The organism is Mycobacteroides sp. H001, from assembly GCF_001440005.1.
GTDB lineage: Bacteria > Actinomycetota > Actinomycetes > Mycobacteriales > Mycobacteriaceae > Mycobacterium > Mycobacterium gwanakae.
Genome location: NZ_LJYH01000025.1, coordinates 281,285 through 299,198 on the forward strand (window position 1 = coordinate 281,285; position 17,914 = coordinate 299,198).

The window sequence follows — 17,914 nt, forward strand, 5'->3', positions numbered from 1 at the left end:
CGTAACTCGTTGTTGGCAATATCTCGTTGGATACTGTCTATCTGGCCACTTCTGCCGCCGTGATCGGTCGACAACCATGGCAATCATGCAGATAGCGATCCTGGCGTACCCGGGCATGACGGCGCTCGACGCCATAGGCCCCTACGAAATGCTGAGGGGGCTGCCCGATGCCGAGTTTCGATTCGTCTGGCACGAGCCGGGGCCGATAGTGACCGATAGCGGTGTCCTGGCGGTCGGCGCGACGCATTCCTTCCAGGAGACCCCGGCACCGGACATCGTCCTGATCGGCGGCTCGATACCGGCCACCATGAGCACCGCCGCCGACGACGGCGTTCTCACCTGGCTGCGGAAGGTTCACCTGGGCACGACGTGGACCGCATCGGTATGTAGCGGGTCGCTCATTCTCGGTGCCGCCGGGATCTTGCGGGGAAAGGACGCCACCTGCCATTGGGCCGGGCAGCGGGTGCTCACGACCTTTGGGGCCAATCCCCAGCGGGACAAGCGAATCGTCCGAGACGGCAAGGTGATTACCGCCGCAGGGGTGTCCGCAGGGCTCGATCTTGGTCTGTGGCTCGTCGGCGAGATCGCCGGACGGCCGCGCGCCGAGGCCACTCAGCTGTGCATCGAGTACGACCCGCGGCCGCCATTCGATACCGGCCACATCAGCAAGGCCTCGACCCGCAACAAGGCAGACGCGGTGCTGATGATGAAGGGCATGATCTCGGCACGCGATGCCGGCGCGGAGGCCGTGGCGGGCTCGAAGGTGCTGTGGGCGACCGTCATCGACCGGGTGAGGCGGAGGTCAGCCGCCAAGCCCTAGCGGGCTCTTCAGCCAGTGCGCCTCGATTCCGACCAGCGCGGCGACCCAGCCGACCGCACCCAACACCCACAGCGTGACCACCACCAACGCCGCGGTGAACAGCACCCCGATCCCCCGCAACCACTGAGGTTGAGTGGAAAACCAGGCCATGAACCTGTCGTACCGGGCCCTGACTGCGTGAAGAAGCTTTCTTGCCCAAGAGAACTCGGAGGCAAGAATCGCCAGGCCGAGGAAGACGATCGCCCAGCCGGGCCCCGGATAGGGGATTGCAATGATGCCCGCACCCAGCACTGCCAGACCGATGATCGCAACCGCCATGCGGTAGAAGACGTTCAGTGCCGGACGGTCCCGCACCCCGTCGCGCCATCGGGCCCACCGACGGGTACCGCCGCTCACGGCTGACCGGGATTGAGCTTCACAAAGAGAGCGTCGGCCTCGGCGAGCACATCGTCGCCGTCGAGCAATCTGCTGGTCAGGTACACCTTGCGGCCCTCGACGCGGTCCAGGGTGCAGTCGAACTGCAGCTCCTTCTCGATCGGCGTGACCTTGCGGTAGTTGATGTTCAGGTACGCAGTACGCAGCTTGCGTAGGTCCGTGAGCAGCATCGTGCCGGTGCCGATGATCGTGTCGAAGAGCAGGCCGAGGCATCCGCCATGCACCGCCCCGTTTCGCCCCAGGTGGTAGCGCCCGAAAGTGGCTGTGCCGGTGAGCACTCCGTTGTCGAAGCTATCGATTGTCATCGGGACCAGCAGGATGTTTCCACGCAGCGGAAGATCGGTGCGACGGCCCGAGGGCGAGTCCCACTCCGAAACCTCGTACGGGTCCAGCAGCTCGTTCATGGCCTCGAGCTGGTTGGCCAGATTGGTAATCACCTCATCGGGTGGAAGGGCGGCGCGAGCGCGATCCTGCAGAGTCCGCAGTGCATCGATGAAACGGCCGTAGTCGGGGCCGCCCTTGAGGGTGGGGTCGGGCAGATTGAACCCGCCACCCTCATGCGCTGTTACTGCTTCCTCGGTGGTCATACTCCCCTACGTTATTGGGGTGGATATTGCACGGCTGAGCCAGCTCCCGTTCACCTACTCCGAGATCGGCGCGACGGCCACCGAGTTACCCGCCGGATATCACCATGTACGCGAATCTCGGCAGATCGGAACGGGTAGGGCGCGGTTCGACGAGGCTGCCGCAAGCCTCATGCGATTCGGTATCCAACGTGGGATCGGGCTGCCGGTTCAGACGTCGGCACCGGAGGCCGCCGTCGGCGTGAACGTGATGACGCGGCTGTGGCCGTTCTGGGCGCTGTGCCGCATCGTGTACGTGGTAGACGAGCCAAATCGGCACGGTTTCGCATACGGGACGCTTCGAGGACACCCGGAAACCGGCGAAGAGGTCTTCATCGTGTGCTTTGATCCATCCAATGACGTTGTCTCCGTAGAGATAACCGCATTCTCCAGGCCGTCGTACTGGTGGGTCCGGGTGGGCAATCTGGTGGTCAAGCAGCTACAACGTGTGGTAACTCAGCGCTACCTGCACGCGCTGTGAATGCCGCGCGACCAGTTGCTATACACATAACCCTCCCCCGGTAACCTACATATTAGCTGACTGGCCGATGCAGCTACATCGCTGGCGCGTCGAATAAGCGGGCGTGTCTTGGTCTTTTAGCGCCAGGAATCAAACAGACGCATTGTTCAGCAAATCTTCTGAGCATTCGAATCGTTATGATGTGTAACCTTTTGTTCAACTTCGATTCATGCTTTTTTAGGAGCTCTGAGCCTCATGGTTTCCCTGCCCGCTGGCATCGCGCTGTTCGCCGGAGCCCTGGGCGCCTCGGTCGCGATGTTCATAGCCCCGGTGGCGGCTGCAGACCTCCCGGTGTGTTCGGCCGGCGAGACGCCGTACAACCACAGCTGCCGGACCGCGTGCGCGGGCAGTGCACCGCGCGTTGGCGGGGCCTGCACTCAGCCCGGCACCAATCTGTACGACCGAGGATTTCACGAGCCCACCCATGAGGGCGCCAACCCGCGCACTCCACTGGGCACCAACCCGCAGGTTCCCTACGGCACGAACACCACGACCGTTCTGCAGTAAACGATTTCGGGACTGTGCGCGCCGTGCTACGGCGACCAGTTCGCCAGGACCGCGTCCATATCGCCATCTCCGGGCCCCGGCAGATGACGAGCGCCCGGAAACCGATGAGCCGGTTCGGTATATGTTCCCGCGTCAACAAGCCTGGCGATGTTGGATCGATAAATATCGTCAACCTCGGCGTGGCGGCCCGGCTCCCGGTGCAGCCACAGATTTGCCGGATGGATCGGTCGGTCGTACATGCGCCGGAACAGTTCTGTCCGAATATCTTTGAGCCAATTTGAGTTCAGATTCATGGCGCGGAACTGGCGCAGAGCCTCGACATCCACCGGCGCCGCGATAATCGCGTTCGCTCCCGAGGACGCCTGCCCGATGACGTGCCCGTAGTAGTCCACAATGTGACCGTTGCCGCCCGCGATGTCGACCGGATGCTCGGCGGCGGGGGTGGAGTAGACCGGTCCGGAGTTGGGGCACACCATGTACAGACCGTTGAAGTGCGCGTGCGCTCTGTTCTGCAGCAACCAGGTACCACCGGCGTCCGAACCGGCCGCCGTCATCGGCACCGCCTCGCTGGGCCGATAAACCACCTCTGCGCCGTTGAATGCCAAGGCCCGCACGGCTTCCGGATACTCACCGTCGCTGCAACACAGCGTGCCGATAGCGCCGATGTCTGGGGTACGCAGCACTGGATAGAAGGCATCGATCCCGTCGCCGAACAGCTGCACCCATCGGTCGTACACGTCATGCGGGGTGCACGAGTGCTCGCGGCACCAGACGTGATTCTTGGCCGCTCGGTGCACGATCTCACCGTCGGGCGCGATAACCACCATGACGTTGAAGAATCGGTCTGCGATGATCTCGGGCCAGCGGGCCTTGCACTGCACGATGATGTACGTCTCATACGTCCGCGCCAGCGCGGCCAGGCGATCTGTCTCCGGCCCCGGAATGTCAATGAAAAGCTCACGAGCACTGCGGATATGCGGAAGGTTGAAGACCTCGTCGGTAAAGCCGGTCAGCGCGCCCTCGGCGAGGGCGACCAGTTTCACCGGCAGGTTGATGCCGACGATCGAGACCGCAGCATGGATGGCCTCCTCGATGTTGTCCAGGTTGCGCGCGATGTCGTCTCGGGCACCGATGCCGTGGACAATGGTCGACAACCCGACCGCCATGTACGGGGCGACCGGCGTACGTTGGGCTATCTCGGTCATTGCACACCGCACCAACGCATCGCGGCCAGTGCGTAGGCCTTGGTGGCACAGAGTATTTCGTCGATCGCACAGCGCTCGTCCACCGTGTGCGCCATGGCCAACGCACCCGGGCCCATGCCGACAGCAGGAATCCCCGCAGCGGTGAACCAGGTGAGATCGGTTGCCGTGGGGAATGGTTGTACCTCCGGGCGCCCGCTGAACGTGGACCCAGCGGCAGCCTCTTCGCATGCGGCGATCACGGTTTGGCAGAACGGGTCACACATGTCCGTTCGCCCGCCCGGATAGTGCATCGGCCATTCAACGCGCGGAGGCTCGCGCCGCAGCCAGGGATCTGCCGTGACGACGGCGGCCACCGTCTCGAGAATCTCGGCCTGAATCTCGGCCAGGCGGGCCGCGGGCGGGTAGAAGACCGCATAGTCCAGCACGGTTTCGTCTGGGATGAAGGCGACATTGCGGCCGCTGCGGGCACCCCCGTCGATCACGTCCAGACCGATGGTGAACTGCCCGCGCTCAAAGAGTGGGTCGGTGCGTGTCTGCTCCCACTGGACTTCCAGCCTGCACAGCGCCGCGTGAATCGACAGTGCCGCATCAATGGCGCTGACCGCAACGGGTTCGGCGTCTGGAGCAGTGGCTGCTTGGGCGCGCATCAGGGAACGCGCCGACGCGTGACCTGAGCGGCCGCTGACGGTGATGCGCATGACGAGCACGCCGGGGGTGGCCGGCATGACGGTCAGAGGACGTCGCGCCCCGGTGGGTTCGGCGATGATCGCACCGTCGGCGGTGTAGCCGCGGGCAAGCACGGCCGAGGTGCCCAGGTGATGTTCGAAGTTCTCTTCGCCGACCACGCCCTGCAGGATCAGGTCACCCCGCAGTTGCACGCCTGATTCTCGTAATGCCTTGGTGGCGAAGGCCTGTGCCACCAGTCCGCTCTTCATGTCCACGGAGCCACGTCCCCAAACGTGGGTTTCATCGTGAAATCCCGAGAACGGATCGTGGGTCCATTCGTCGGAGTCGTTGGCGGGCACGACGTCGAGGTGGCCGTTGAAGATCAGCGATCGCCCTCCACCGCTCCCCCGAAGCACACCGACCACGTTGTCTCGTCCGGTCACCTCGCCGAACAGCTCCGTTTCGGCTCCGCCCTGCCGGTAGACGCCGGCCAGTAGACGCGCCACATCGGATTCGCCGCCCACCAGGTCGTCATAGTCTTGGTCGGGGTAGGTCGGATTTACGCTGCGCAGCCTGATGGCGTGGGTAAGTGTGTCGAGCAGCTCATCGCGAAGATCGTCGACACGGTCGAGCACTTTGTCTGCCGAGCTCACGAGTGCGCCGCCTGCGATTGTGCGGCCGGCGACGTCAACTCGCCACTGTCGTATACCGTCTCGCCGCCGAGGTAGGTCCGCAGCACCCGCGTGCCGCGTAGCTCGTCGAGCGGACAGGTCAGCGGATCTCGGTCGGCGATGATCACGTCCGCGTAGTTGCCCGGTGTCAGTGAGCCAATTTCGGGCCAGCCCAGCACCGCGGCTGCACCCGTGGTCCACATCTTCAGTGCCTCGAGCCTCGAGATCTTCTGGTCGGGCCCGTCGTTGCGACGGTCGCTGCCTGCGAAACGGTGCGTCTGGGCCAGCTCGATCTGCTCCCACGGATTCTTCGGACCCCAGTCCGAACCGCCGGCCAGATCCAGCCCGGTGTCGATCAATCGCTGCAGCGGCTCCAGGTCTTGCCACACATGCTGACCGATGCGATCGCCATACATGGCGCCCTTTCCCCACGCGAAGCCCGCGCTGGTGGTCACCTGAAATCCCAGATCCGCGTATCGCTGTGCCTGCTTGGGTGTGATGGTCATGGCGTGCTGCAGAATCCAGCGCTTGTCACGGAAGTCGTGCTCCCGCACCACACGTTCGGCGATATCGAGGAAATCGTCGTGCTCTCGGAACGCACCCAGACACAGATTCGCACGGATCCCCTCGGCGGCACAGAACCGCACAAATGCTTCCTCTTTGTCCAGCGACAAGAAGCGCTTGCCCCGTGTCGGGCGCCCGAAGGGGTCGGCGCACGGTTCATAGGTCGTGAAGTATCCCGAGAAACATGGGCCGCCCGGACTCATCGTGAGCCCGTTGAGGCGCAGCATGTCGTCCTCCAGATCGAGTGCCTGGCCGGCGAGTTCGCGCAGTCTGGCGCTGAACTCGTGCTGCGGCAGCGGGTCAAACGGATAGAAGATGACGGACTCGACATCCAGAGTCGCCAGCACCCGCATGCTCAGCGCGTTGGTCGCGCGTAAATGCCGGTACAGCGCCACGTGTTCGGGTTCCATGGCGTGCCCCTCGTACACACTGGTAATTCCTTGCGCGGTATAGCGACTCATCTCCGCGAGGGTTCCGGCGACGGCGTTCCCCAGGCTCGGGCGCGGCAGCTTGGTCAGGATCTGCCCCCAGAAGGGGTCATAGGTGTAGTAGTTGGTGACGGGTCCGCGCAGAATCCCGGTCAGATCACCGGCCTCGTTCTTCTCGATCTCAACGTCACATACCCGGTCCGGGATGAGTGCGCTCAGACCTACGGTGCGCAGGCCGATGCTGTTGAAGGCCACAACATTCGGCATGCGCGGCGCCCACGCCTGAATCAGCACGGGGTGTGCGTCGGTCGCGGTGTCCAGCATCCATCGGTCGGGCAGATGACGCTCGGCCAGATCGCGCTCCGAGCGGCGAATGAAGTAGTGCGGCTCGCCCACCGGGGTACACATGATCCATTCACCCGGCTCGGTTTCCGCGGCCTTCGCGCGGATTCTGGCCACGATGTCCGCGTGATCGACCGCATCGGTGAGATCTACGAGTCCACCAGAGAGCATCCCGAAATGCATGACATGCGGGTGGGTGTCGACCAGACCGGGCAGTACTACGGCGCCTCCGGCATCGACGCGGTGCGCACCGGCTCCGGCCACATCGTCCATCTCGCGCCGGTCCCCCACGGCGACAACGCGCCCGTCCGAAAGCACCAGCGCGTCGGCCTCGGGGATGGCCGGGTCGAAGGTGCGCACCAGTGCGCCGGTGATGAGTGTGTTGGTCATTGAGGCCTCCCGCCGTTCGTCGATAGGCGCCACCGTATCCCTTATTTTCTCCAAATGGAGAAGTTTAAGGAAATGTGCGCCAGTACGATGACGCCCATGACGTCTCCGGTGCGCGAGCCACGCATGGCCCGGGGCGCTGCCCGCCGAGAGTCGCTTTTGGATGCCGCGATCCGTCTACTGGCACGTGAGGGTGCGCGCGCCGTGACCCACCGGGCGGTTGCCGCCGAGGCGGGGACAACTCATGGAATCGCCCGCTACTACTTCGGCACCCTCGATCAGCTCCTGGACGAAGCGCTGCGGCGCTTGGCCACCCGGCAGATCGAAGAAGTGCGGGCGCTGTTCACCGAGCTGCCCGACGCGAAGATCTCCGAACGCATCGACCGGCTGGCCCGGTATGTCACCGAGACCCTGTCCGATGACCGCGACGCGGCAATCGCCCGCTACGAATTCTTCCTCGAGGTCGCACGCCGCCCCAGCCTGCGGGCCACCCTTGACGAATGGGGCACCACCCAGCGCGCCGCCTTCGCCCAGGAGCTGCGCGGAGCCGGCGTGAGCAATCCGGAGGCAGATGCCGCCGACCTGCTCACCGCCGTCAACGGCCTGGTTCTTGAGCAGCTCGCGCTGCCCATCGACGACTTCGAGACCTCGCGTCTGCGCCCCGCCATCGCGCGGTTTTTCCGGCACATTGACGCCGTGCGGGAATGAAATCATCGGCGCAGAGGTAGCTACCACACATGGAACTTCATGAGGCCGCGCGCACACTCATCGGGGCGGGCGCTGATGCCACGCTCGTGACCATCAACCCCGACGGCACTCCACAGGTGTCCGTGGTGTGGGTAGCCCTGCAATCCACGCCCGAGGGCGACGAGCTGGTGGCCGCTCATCTGTCCGGCAATTACAAGAAGCTGCGCAACATCCGGCGCGATCCCCACGTTGCCGTGACCATCCTGGCGCCCAGCCAGCCCGGACAGCAGCGCGAGTACCTGTCGGTCACCGGTTCGGCTCGGGTCGTAGAAGGCGGCGCACCCGAGCTGCTCAGTCAGCTGGCCATCGCCCTGCTGGGCTCCGACGAGCACTTCCCGCCGCCCGGCTCTCCCGAGGGGTACCTCACCCGCATCCATGTCGAGTCGGTTGGCGGCCACGGCCCCTGGGCACCGCAACCCTGACATCAGTCGCGGATGATGCCCTTGGTGCGCATCAAGAAGTCCGCGAGAAATCCGTCGTGCGGAACGTCGAAAGCCGCATACGACGTGAGATGCCTGCCGCTGTACACGTTGGCCACCGTCGGCTCGTTGAGCAGATCGTCGATCAGCTCCTCGTCCTTGGTAATCGCGTTGATCACCAAGGAATGCCGCAGCGGGGCAAGGCCGTCGGCGCGTGTCCACGGCGAGACCCACACGCATGGGAACGCCAGCTCCGTGTTGAGTGGGCCGATGTCTGGTCGCGCCAGCAGGTGTACTGCCGGTCGCAGTACCGCCGAGCCATCACCGAGGTCTGCGACCACCTGGTCGGCGCCCAGCAGCGCTGTGGTGCCGACAGATACGGCCGCCAGGTGCTCGGCATAGCGCCTAGCCGCCGCTATGGGCTGAGCCGGTAGCGCAGCGCGTTCGTCGGTGATCGGAAGCGCCGGGATCGTCGCCAGCCTGGCGGTGATCGCGTCGGCCAGGGGTCGCGGATCGCCTTCGTAAAGAACGGCGGTGGCGTTGGTGCAGGCCATCCCACCCTGCCCGCTGATCGACTCGACGATGACGTCAAGGTAATCGCGCCAGTCCTGTTCGGCGGTGATCAGGATCTTGGTGCGGCCCGGCCCGTTCGTCAGCACCGTCGGGTCGTCGGCATAGCCGTCTACGACGTCTTGGCCGCCGTAGACGACGGCGAGGTCGGCGGCGGTGATGATCTCGGCCGCGCCCGCATGGTCGGTGGGTAGATAGAGGGCGTCTTCGGGCCGAAATCCGGCCTCGCGTAGGGCATTGATAAGCCGGTGTCCGGTGAAGGGTTCGCGCCGCGATGGACGGATGGCCACCCGGTAACCCAGCGCCAGCGCCTGCGCCCACGTGCTGTGCACACCGGGGCTGTTCCCCGACGCGTGCACGGCGAGCACTTCACCGCGGCGCGCCCACACCGCGCTTCCTCGCCGGGTGCGCTCGTCGCGCCAGTCGATGGCGGCGCCCATCGGGCGGGCAGGCGCCACCGAATCGGCGGCGACCCGTACCGCGTCTGCGATACCAAGCGCACTGATCCGCGCAATCGCGATCGGTAGCCCCGACACCCGGCTGACCACCTCGACGTATTGCTCGAAGCCGAGGCCGCCGAGGTGCGCGTCGACGAAGATCGCGGCAGCGTCTGCCAGCGCGGCGTTATACCGATCGTGCGGGAGAGGCTTGACCTTGCGCTGCGCCTGAATGCTGCGGCTCACATACAGCGGGGGCACGATGCTCAGCTCGGCGACCGGCGCTCCGGCCACATCGGTGATCACCTCACGGTTTCGGGTGCGGTACTCGCCACCGGGGCCAAGGGCGTCAAGTGCGATCACGATCAGTAGACGCCCTCGATCACCGGCTCGCCCTCAAAGCTGGCGACCGGGACCACTTCACTGACGGAATCACCAATCTGATTGTCCGGGCCATTCATTCGAATCGCGGTGTCGCGTTCGAGATTGTTCGGAATGAACATGCCCTTGCTGATGTGATTCATCACCACCTGGCCGCGCTCACCGTAGGGCACACGCTCCCCCGTGTCGGGATCGATCACCCAGAACACCACGTAGGGTGAGCGCGGATCGAAGACGATGGCGTCCCCGTCAACGCGAGTCCTGGCCTGGGACAAGATCATTGTGCTGCCGAAGGCCATCGCGATCTCGGCCGTCGGGAAGATCTCGCGGAGCAGATCGAGAGTGTCCAGGTCTACGTGGGCGCCGCTGATCAGTATGTAGCGGATCTTCTGGTTGACCAGGTCCACCATGGCGTCGTCGCGGGCGATGGCGCCCAGCAGCGGCGGGCTGGTGTGCAGGTTGGCGACCCGCTGGGTCTGCAGCACGAACCTGGCCTGCTCCAGGACGTGCTCAACATACCCAGACACTTCGGCGGTGGCGTTGCGTGCGGAGAGTTTCTTGACCCACCGTGGATCGAGGTCCACCGGATAGAACACCGAACCGAGCCGCTCGCTGACCGCACGCGAGAAATGACCGACCCCGTGCGGGCCACTGGGCATGAGGAACAACAGTCCTTGCCCTGCCACGAAGCCGCCGGCGGTGAAGTCCTCGATCTGCCATTGCGTGACCTGCTCAACCCAATCGGGTAGTTGCGCCGTGCGTTTGGGTGCACCGGTGGTGCCACCGGATTCGAAGATCTTGGGCACCGGCGCCGGGGTTCCATAGCCGCGCGGGATGAGGTCTTCGACGGGTGCATCACGCAGCTCGTTGACCAGGTTCGGGAACAGCCGAAGGTCCTCAAAAACCTTCACGTCGGTCAACGGGTCGAAGTTCAGGGTCTGCGCGGTGCGCAACCAGAACGCCGACCCGGTGTCCTCGCCGAAATGCCAGGCGATCGCGGCACGCAGGTAGGCCTCGGGATCCGGGACGGGCCCGGTTCGCGGGACGTCCAACAGCGAGAGGTCGATCTCAGCCATGCGGCCATCCTGGCGCAGGAAACGCGATCGCGAAAGCAGATCCATGCCGCTTACGGAGCGTTAACCTCCTAGACGGTAAAACGATTGCCGCCGTTACGTTAAGCCCCGACAGGGCCCAAGGCCATGTGTCGGTCACCCGCGCTTAGAGTCGATCGCGAACTCAACGTTCTCGCCATCGACCTTGGTGACACGCATATGTGCCGTGTAAGGCCCTTCGGGGCCGGTGAATCGGCAATCGAACTCGACGCCAACCTTGGCTTTCATTCCCGACGGGCACGTCACATCTGTCGGCGTGAATCCCGTCTTGCCGGAAACCATGTCGGTCACAGACTTGGCAGCTCCGTCGGGCTTGATTGTTGCCTGGCATCCGGACGTGCCTGCCACTAAGAAGACTGCCGCAACCGCAACAACGCTGATTCGCATAACCGCACCTGACCTTTCGACACCGAATCGCCGCGATCGCGACCACTTACGCTATAGACGACAGGTTGGAAGTCGATTGGAAATCAAGTCGATCGGCCCAAACCTCCTGACAGCATCTATGCGGTCTCGATGTTTCGCGCCGTGGTCACATCGCGGTCTATTTCCCCCGGATGGTCATCACATGCGCCGCTGTCCGATCGTCGATTTCGCGGCGCAGCTCCGAACCCGACCACTTCTCACCGGATGCGGTTGCCTGGTGGATCAGGCTGACGAGCGTAGCGTTGACGGGCGCACTCACGCCGAGCTTCTTGGCAAGCTCGACCACCTCCCCGTTGATGTAGTCGATTTCGGTCGGCCTGCCACGGGTGAGGTCGTCCAGCATGGACGAACGCGCCTGAGGGTCAATCTCGACCATCTGCCGCGCCAACCGGGCGAACACGGCGTCCGGCATCCGCAGCACCCAGGGCATGAACGCGAGCGGCGCCGCAAGAGGACTGACCACCGGCTGGTTACCGCGGCGCAGCAGCCCCAGTGCCTCGCGTTGCGCGGCGGCCAGCACCAGGCGGTAGTCTCGCTGTCCCAGTTCGGCTTTCAGAGGTAAGCCGGAGAGTGCGTTGACAGCATTGTTGAGGTTGACCACGAGCTTTCCCCACTGCACCGCCGACATGTCCTCATACACGGCGGTAGGCAACCCGCTGCCGGTCAGTGCCTGTGCCAGGGATTCTGCACCCGTGGAGATCGACAGTTTTCCCTGTGTGCCCTGATGAAAGTGCGCGGGCCCGACCTGCGCGACATTGAAGCCGACCATTCCGGTGATGACGCGGTGCTGCGTGACGTATCGCGATATCTCGGTGGGGTTGCGTATCCCGTTCTGCAAACTGACCACCACAGCTCCGGGGCGGAGCCTGTCGGCCAGCGACGCCGCCATCTCCGCGGTCGCGGCCGATTTCACCGTCACCAGCACCACATCGGCGGCGCGCACCGCATCGATGTCTTCGGAGAACACGCATTTGTCTCCGGGAATCGTCGCCGACCAACCCAGATAGTCCGAAAGAGCGAGACCACGCTCGGTGATCGACTCGCCTAGGGCGGCGCGGCCGATGTACACCAAGTCATGCCCGGCGGCCTGCAGCCTGCCGCCCACATAACAGCCGATGCTTCCGGCTCCCGCGACAGCGATTCTCATTGGGCTCCAACCTCAACGCTCCGCGCGGTCGCGTGGGCGCGGTCCCAATAGTACGGATTGTGCGAGTTGATGACTTCCACGTCGTCGCGCGTGGCCAGCTCTCGTAGCTGTTGCGCGTTGTACAGCCGCGAGGTGGCATCGGCCTGCACCAGGCTCTGAAACACCTTGAACACCAATGGGCATCGCGGATCTGTGAGCATTTCATCGGGGTGCATGAAGGCATCACCCGCGTGCACGAGCCACCGCCGGCGCCCGATGCCACCGGTGTCGATCACCACGCCGACATGCCCGCGGCTATGCCCCGGAAGCGGAATGATCGCGATCTCCTCCGGCAGACCGTGGAGTTGCCGCACGGCGCGGAAGCCGAACCACTGATCGCCACCGATCGAATACTCGGACCAGCGGTCACCTTCTCTACGTCCCATGAGTTCGGGCTGCCCGCTGTAGCGCACCTTGTCGTGCAGTGTCAGCTGCGCGCGTATGGATTCTGCTTCGATCGCGTGCACATGCAAACGCGCGTTGGGAAAGTCGTCGACTCCGCCGACGTGATCGTGGTCGTGATGGGTGAGCACGATGTCGGTGACATCGGCAGGGTCATAACCGAGCGCCTGCACCTGGCGCACCGCTGCCTCCGATTCGGCGAACCGAGGGTTGAGCAGAAGCTTGAGGGGACGGCCGATCCTTGCCACCGGATCAGCGATGTCACGGAGGCCAAATCCGGTGTCGACAAGTAGCAGCCGCGTTCCGGTGTCGACGAGCAGACAATGGCAAATCAGCCGGCCGCGCTGCCAGGGTGCTCCCGCACCTTCCATGAGCCGCTTCCCGACGGGCGCCATCGTGCCACAGTTCAGGTGATGAATGCGCATGGTCAATCCTCTGTCCCGGAAAGCTTCGCGAGCGCATCTATCTCCACCAGCAGCCCGGGCGAGAGCCCACCGAAAAGGGTGGTCCGCGCCGGGTAGGGCTTGCTGATGGTGTCCTCGAACGCCTTGTTCAGCTCGGCGAATCCTTCTGGGGCATGAAGGAATACCCGCAGCATTAGCACATCGGCGAAATCGGCTCCGGCTGCATTCAAGATCGCCTCGATGTTGCGCAATGTCTGGACGGTCTGCGCGTAGACGGTCTCTCCGGCCAGCGAACGGGTCTGGGCATTGATCCCCACTTGCCCGGACACCTGCAGAGTGTCACCAATGCGAACGGCTTGCGAATAGGCGCCGACGGGATCTGGCGCCGCGTTGGTTTCGATCTGAGCCTTGGCCATCCGAACTCCTTTGCTACCAATGAATGAGAGGGTTATGAGGTGCGCCCGCTCGCGGACGGACCGGGAAGGGCTTCTTTCAGGACACGCAGGGCATTACCGCCGAGAACCCCGGCCGCCCCGGACGCATCGAAGCCGGTGCGCAACAGTGCGTCGATCAGCGACGGAAATCCGGTGGGCCCGTCGAACCCCGGGACATACCTGGGTATGCCGTTCATATCCGTTCCAATGCAGAGGTGCTCGGGACCGACCAGCTCTGCCAGGTGCGAGGCGTGCCGAGCGAATTCATCCAGGTCTCGCATGCCGACGCCGCGAAACCCCATCGGCCACAATCCGATCAGGCCGCCGGTGGCGGATATCGCACGCGCCTCCTCGTCGCTGATGTAGCGCGGGAATTCATGGACCGCCAACGCGCCGGTGTGCGAACTGACCACCGGTGCGGACGTCTGATCGCAGACGGCCAAGGTGGTAGCCGCGTCGGCGTGCGCCAGATCTATCAGCATGCCCAGCCGGTTGGCTTCTGCGACAACCTCTTTACCGAGGGCGGTCAGGCCCGAGGAGTATCGTCCGGCCCGCACTGCCCGGCTGCCCCTGCTCCCGGTCACCGACGTACCGATCGTTCCGAGGGCGTTGTCCGCGTAGTGCACCAGACCCAGCACCCGCACTCCCATGCGGTGAAGGTCGATCAGCCGATCCGGTTGTGCTCCCACGACATCGGCGCCTTCGACACCAAGCATGACTGTGGCGGTGTCTCCTGCTTCGATCTGCTCTACGGTCTCCACCACCGCGATACCCGCCGCGGAGGCCTCGGCCCGGGCCAGCTCCAGCTGGGCCTTCACGCCATTCCATGGCGAGCGCAGTCGCCATGCGGTACCCAGCAATGCGTCCCCGACCGCGGTGACGACTGCGAGGTTTACCTTGCCCTTGGGCAGCTGCGACAGCGGTTCGGACTGCATGTCTATTGTCTTGGCGCCCAATGTGCGCAGCCATCGCGGCACAATGCTCAGGCCGTGGGTGTGCATGTCGATGGTCAGCGCGGTGTCGTTGAGCTTCCTGGCTTGCTCGACCGTGGTGCTCATATCGGGCGCCCCTCAATTCCGGGCATCATCGCAGGGCCTCAGGGGCCGTTCTGATCACGTCGTCCCAGAGCGGCTGGAACTGGAACCATCCGGCGACAGGGGTGCCGATCTGGTTGTAGACCGAGACGGCGGTGTCATGGTCGATCGATCGCGGTTCACCGGCGGCCATGGCGAGCAGCTGCGCCTGGCAGGAGCGTTCCATCGTGATGAACCACCAGGCGGCCTCCGCCACCGAGTGGCCCACGGTAAGCAGCCCGTGATTCTGCAAGATCACCGCCTTAGTGGATCCGAGCGCGGATCCGATCGCCCGGCCTTCCTCGAGGTCGCTGACCACACCGCGGTAGTCGGTGTACACCGCGTGGTCTTCGTAGAAGGCGCATGCATCTTGCGTGATGGGCAATAGCGGCTGCCCCAGCGATGAGAACGCCTTGCCATGTATCGAGTGCGCGTGCGCCGCGGCGATCACATCGGGCCTGGCCTTGTGCACCTCGGAGTGAATGCAGAACGCCGCCCTGTTCACCGGCCGGCTGCCGGTGATCACGTTGCCGTCGTGATCGACCTGGATCAGATCGGACACCGTGATGTGCCGGAAGTTCATACCGAAGGGATTCACCCAAAACGTGTCGGGGAACTCCGGGTCGCGGACGGTGATGTGCCCGGCCACCCCTTCGGAGAAGCCGAATGCCCCGAAGATCCGGAATGCCGCCGCCAACTCGCGCAGCCGGCGATCACGCTCCTGCTCGACCGTCACCTCCGGTGCCGGACTCATCGGGACGGCATCGGAGGAACCGACCATGTACGCGGACAACCCTTCGTCCACCACAACATCTCCGGAGGTCATGTACTCACCTTTCAATACATATCTGTATCTGATGACCACAAGCTACTCCCGCTGCGGAAAACCCGTCAAGAGGAGCAGCATCCGAAGATTCTGAAGCGAATAGTGTTTGATTACAGATCAACCAGATGGCTGACCATTACGAATCGTCCTACCGCCATCTCGCAGGTTCTCCAGCTATTTTGCGCGTGATCACTGTAGGATACGTATCTGTATCGAAAATACGTTTAACGGATCACACCACCGAAGGGGCGCCCATGCCGACCGGTTCGACGCGCCGACGCGAACAGACCCGCACCCGCCTGATGGAGGCCGCACTCGATGTGTTCGCCGACCGCGGATTCCATGGCGCCAGCATCGAGAACATCTGCGAAAAGGCAGGATTCACGCGAGGCGCGTTTTATTCAAACTTCACGGGCAAGGATGAACTCTTCTTCACTCTGTTCGATGCCAGCAGCGACCAACTGATCGCCGCACTGCGGGCAGCGCTGGATAAATGCCGCACGAGTCCCGACCCCATCAGCACCTTCATCGCCACCATCGACGACAAGGGCCCTGCGCAACGCCGCTGGTATCTCATCAGCATGGAGTTCACGTTGTACGCGATCCGTGAGCCAAGCGCCGCGGCGGTGCTGGCCGAGCACGACGCACGGCTGCGGCGCGAGGCCGCCGGCATCATCAACGAACTGATGACGATCGCGAAGCGGGAACTAGTCATCGATGCCGAGCTCATCGCCCGGCTTGCCACCGCCCTGCGTGAAGGTGTGGCCGCACAGTTTTACGTCGAGCCTGAGCTGGCCGAGACACGCATGCTGGAACGCCTGGCCTTCCCTGCCATGCTGCGCGCGTTCTCCCAGCCCGTAGGGACGATGTCCGGTGTCGGATAGCGGCGCCGTCCTACCCGGTGACGCTCCAGACCTCAAGCCGGTTACCGCCCTGCCGCTTGGCGGAATACATCGCGTGATCGGCGTCGGCGACTAATTGCCCAATGAGGTTGTCCGGAGCGGCATTCGACGTGGGCAGCGTGCTGGTGGCGAGCCCGACACTGACCGTGACCGTGACCATGCCATCCAGCGATTCCGAGCCCGCCCGGATCTGCTCGGCGACCTCTCGCGCCTGCGCGGCGGGCCCGAGTAATGCGACACAGAACTCCTCGCCGCCAACACGCCCAACGACGGCAGCGCTGCCGGAGATCGCCTTGATGCGCGAACCCACATCGGCGATCACCTGGTCGCCGACACCGTGCCCGAACCGATCGTTGATCTGTTTGAACCGGTCGATGTCGATCATGATGATGCTCAGCTCAGATCGATCAGCCCGTGCCGCCTGGGCCAGGGCCATCGACTGATCATCGAATCCTCGCCGGTTGTGCAGGCCGGTGAGCGGGTCGATCCCAGCCGCCCTGGCATCGCTGGTGAGCGCCAGTTGCGCGAAGTGGATGATCGGCGGCACCCCAACCAGCAGCGTCGCGGTGACTACCGAATCCGCCATGGCCACGGCCCACCCCTGCTGCAGATCAATCGCAATCGCGAGGAAGGTCAGTGTGGCCAGAGATGTAAGCAAGTACAGAACGATGAGCCGAGCGCCGTGGAAGGAACATATGTAGATCGCCATCAGAGACAAGGAGATAAGGCCGTGCATGCCGGTGCCCCTGTCGGAGTCCGCGAAGCAGGCTATGCACACGGAGGCAACCGAAGTAACCGAAAACACCACAGATTCGGATTCCTTCGGCAGCGGCCCTAACCACCAGCGCAGCATCCAGAAAAATGCGAGCAGGCTCGCCAGAATGTCGAGCCAACGCCATACGCCAGTACGCGGCCCCATCGGCGAAAACTCCATCGCGAGTGGGATGAGAGCCAGTGCGCCGGCGCATCCGCCGACGGCAGCACGCAGCGCCACACGCATGGAGCGCGTCGAGAAGTAGCCCATCATCTGGTCGTAGCGTGACGGCGAGCTCCACCACCGTGTTAGGTCACCGAGAGGCAAAGCGCTCGTGACTCCTCCGGTGCCGGTGAACGCACCCATGTATCCCCTATCGTGCTTCAGTTCATCCCGACCGAGGCAAGTATGGCAACACACGATCCCCAGAGTGGCAAGACTGCCCTCATGTGAAGACGATCTGGCGTGGTGGCGGCCGTGCACCCACATGTCGTGCATGCCACAAACCGTTGCATATCCGACGAGCACCCTGCATACCCACCTGAAAGCCAAAGAAGCCCAAGTCACAGGAACTGAAACCGCAACTCCGCCAACGTGACACCATCCTCGCTCACGCCTTCACGGCGAACTAGCCCACTGTCCCCTGTGAAATGACCTCCGACCTGGGCCACCA

20 protein-coding genes and 1 pseudogene are annotated in these 17,914 nt (G+C 64.0%); 6 read left to right on the forward strand and 15 right to left on the reverse strand.

What is annotated here, in order from left to right; translation table 11 throughout:
- The first annotated feature begins 85 nt into the window (after window positions 1-85).
- Window positions 86-820: a DJ-1/PfpI family protein gene (locus AOT83_RS10350; RefSeq protein ID WP_057966049.1), complete on the forward strand. Its 735-nt coding sequence runs from the start codon at window positions 86-88 to the stop codon at window positions 818-820.
- Here AOT83_RS10350 and AOT83_RS28140 read toward each other — a convergent pair.
- Window positions 803-1,216 carry a TIGR02611 family protein gene (locus AOT83_RS28140; protein WP_030093631.1) on the reverse strand — a complete coding sequence of 138 codons (414 nt, stop codon included), beginning with the start codon at window positions 1,214-1,216 and terminating at the stop codon, window positions 803-805. The genes AOT83_RS10350 and AOT83_RS28140 overlap by 18 nt on opposite strands.
- Entirely contained in the window at window positions 1,213-1,842 is a 630-nt protein-coding gene (locus tag AOT83_RS28145; RefSeq protein ID WP_057965993.1) for a PaaI family thioesterase, read from the reverse strand. Before AOT83_RS28145 ends, AOT83_RS28140 begins: the two co-directional genes overlap by 4 nt.
- 19 nt (window positions 1,843-1,861) lie before the next feature.
- Here AOT83_RS28145 and AOT83_RS10365 point away from each other — a divergent pair, with 19 nt between their 5' ends.
- Entirely contained in the window at window positions 1,862-2,359 is a 498-nt protein-coding gene (locus AOT83_RS10365; protein WP_057965994.1) for a DUF1990 domain-containing protein, read from the forward strand.
- 234 nt (window positions 2,360-2,593) lie between these two features.
- Window positions 2,594-2,905, forward strand: coding sequence for a hypothetical protein (locus tag AOT83_RS10370; RefSeq protein WP_057965995.1), 312 nt, complete (start codon window positions 2,594-2,596; stop codon window positions 2,903-2,905).
- Between the two features lie 26 nt (window positions 2,906-2,931).
- On the opposite strand, the gene AOT83_RS28150 is transcribed toward AOT83_RS10370, so the two are convergent.
- The 4 genes and pseudogenes from AOT83_RS28150 to AOT83_RS10385 all read right to left on the reverse strand — a co-directional run bounded on the left by AOT83_RS28150 (window position 2,932) and on the right by AOT83_RS10385 (window position 7,171).
- Window positions 2,932-3,114, reverse strand: a complete 183-nt coding sequence (locus AOT83_RS28150) for a hypothetical protein (protein WP_030093635.1) — start codon at window positions 3,112-3,114, stop codon at window positions 2,932-2,934.
- 99 nt (window positions 3,115-3,213) lie between these two features.
- Window positions 3,214-4,110 (reverse strand): annotated as a pseudogene (locus tag AOT83_RS10375) (nitrilase-related carbon-nitrogen hydrolase); the annotation flags it as partial.
- Entirely contained in the window at window positions 4,107-5,429 is a 1,323-nt protein-coding gene (locus AOT83_RS10380; RefSeq protein ID WP_057965997.1) for a M20/M25/M40 family metallo-hydrolase, read from the reverse strand. The gene AOT83_RS10380 and the pseudogene AOT83_RS10375, both read right to left, overlap by 4 nt.
- A complete protein-coding gene (locus AOT83_RS10385; RefSeq protein ID WP_057965998.1) occupies window positions 5,426-7,171 on the reverse strand; it encodes an amidohydrolase family protein in 1,746 nt (581 codons plus the stop codon). Before AOT83_RS10385 ends, AOT83_RS10380 begins: the two co-directional genes overlap by 4 nt.
- Before the next feature lie 96 nt (window positions 7,172-7,267).
- Here AOT83_RS10385 and AOT83_RS10390 point away from each other — a divergent pair, with 96 nt between their 5' ends.
- Window positions 7,268-7,876 carry a TetR family transcriptional regulator gene (locus AOT83_RS10390; protein WP_052399391.1) on the forward strand — a complete coding sequence of 203 codons (609 nt, stop codon included), beginning with the start codon at window positions 7,268-7,270 and terminating at the stop codon, window positions 7,874-7,876.
- A 29-nt stretch (window positions 7,877-7,905) separates the two neighbouring features.
- Window positions 7,906-8,337, forward strand: a complete 432-nt coding sequence (locus AOT83_RS10395; protein WP_057965999.1) for a PPOX class F420-dependent oxidoreductase — start codon at window positions 7,906-7,908, stop codon at window positions 8,335-8,337.
- 2 nt (window positions 8,338-8,339) lie between these two features.
- Here AOT83_RS10395 and AOT83_RS10400 read toward each other — a convergent pair whose 3' ends face one another.
- From AOT83_RS10400 to AOT83_RS10435, 8 genes are all read right to left on the reverse strand, one after another.
- Window positions 8,340-9,704 carry an aldehyde dehydrogenase family protein gene (locus tag AOT83_RS10400; RefSeq protein ID WP_057966000.1) on the reverse strand — a complete coding sequence of 455 codons (1,365 nt, stop codon included), beginning with the start codon at window positions 9,702-9,704 and terminating at the stop codon, window positions 8,340-8,342.
- A 2-nt stretch (window positions 9,705-9,706) separates the two neighbouring features.
- Window positions 9,707-10,798 carry a phenazine antibiotic biosynthesis protein gene (locus AOT83_RS10405; protein WP_057966050.1) on the reverse strand — a complete coding sequence of 364 codons (1,092 nt, stop codon included), beginning with the start codon at window positions 10,796-10,798 and terminating at the stop codon, window positions 9,707-9,709.
- A gap of 132 nt (window positions 10,799-10,930) precedes the next feature.
- Window positions 10,931-11,221, reverse strand: coding sequence for a DUF4333 domain-containing protein (locus tag AOT83_RS10410; protein WP_057966001.1), 291 nt, complete (start codon window positions 11,219-11,221; stop codon window positions 10,931-10,933).
- Between the two features lie 157 nt (window positions 11,222-11,378).
- Window positions 11,379-12,407, reverse strand: a complete 1,029-nt coding sequence (locus AOT83_RS10415) for a 2-dehydropantoate 2-reductase (RefSeq protein WP_057966002.1) — start codon at window positions 12,405-12,407, stop codon at window positions 11,379-11,381.
- A complete protein-coding gene (locus AOT83_RS10420) occupies window positions 12,404-13,273 on the reverse strand; it encodes an MBL fold metallo-hydrolase (protein WP_057966003.1) in 870 nt (289 codons plus the stop codon). The genes AOT83_RS10415 and AOT83_RS10420 overlap by 4 nt, the downstream gene beginning before the upstream one ends.
- Window positions 13,274-13,275: 2 nt before the next feature.
- The gene (locus AOT83_RS10425) at window positions 13,276-13,668 is read right to left on the reverse strand and encodes a RidA family protein (RefSeq protein WP_057966004.1); all 393 of its coding nucleotides are present in this window, start codon (window positions 13,666-13,668) and stop codon (window positions 13,276-13,278) included.
- Between the two features lie 32 nt (window positions 13,669-13,700).
- A complete protein-coding gene (locus tag AOT83_RS10430) occupies window positions 13,701-14,744 on the reverse strand; it encodes a membrane dipeptidase (protein WP_057966005.1) in 1,044 nt (347 codons plus the stop codon).
- A gap of 25 nt (window positions 14,745-14,769) precedes the next feature.
- Window positions 14,770-15,585 (reverse strand): class II aldolase/adducin family protein, encoded by an 816-nt coding sequence (locus tag AOT83_RS10435; RefSeq protein WP_057966006.1) that lies wholly within the window; start codon window positions 15,583-15,585, stop codon window positions 14,770-14,772.
- Between the two features lie 254 nt (window positions 15,586-15,839).
- On the opposite strand from AOT83_RS10435, the gene AOT83_RS10440 reads away from it, so the two are divergent.
- Window positions 15,840-16,469, forward strand: coding sequence for a TetR/AcrR family transcriptional regulator (locus tag AOT83_RS10440; protein WP_057966007.1), 630 nt, complete (start codon window positions 15,840-15,842; stop codon window positions 16,467-16,469).
- Between the two features lie 10 nt (window positions 16,470-16,479).
- Here the strand turns inward: AOT83_RS10440 and AOT83_RS10445 are convergent, their stop codons facing one another.
- Window positions 16,480-17,607, reverse strand: coding sequence for a diguanylate cyclase (locus tag AOT83_RS10445; protein ID WP_057966008.1), 1,128 nt, complete (start codon window positions 17,605-17,607; stop codon window positions 16,480-16,482).
- Window positions 17,608-17,914: the final 307 nt, after the last annotated feature.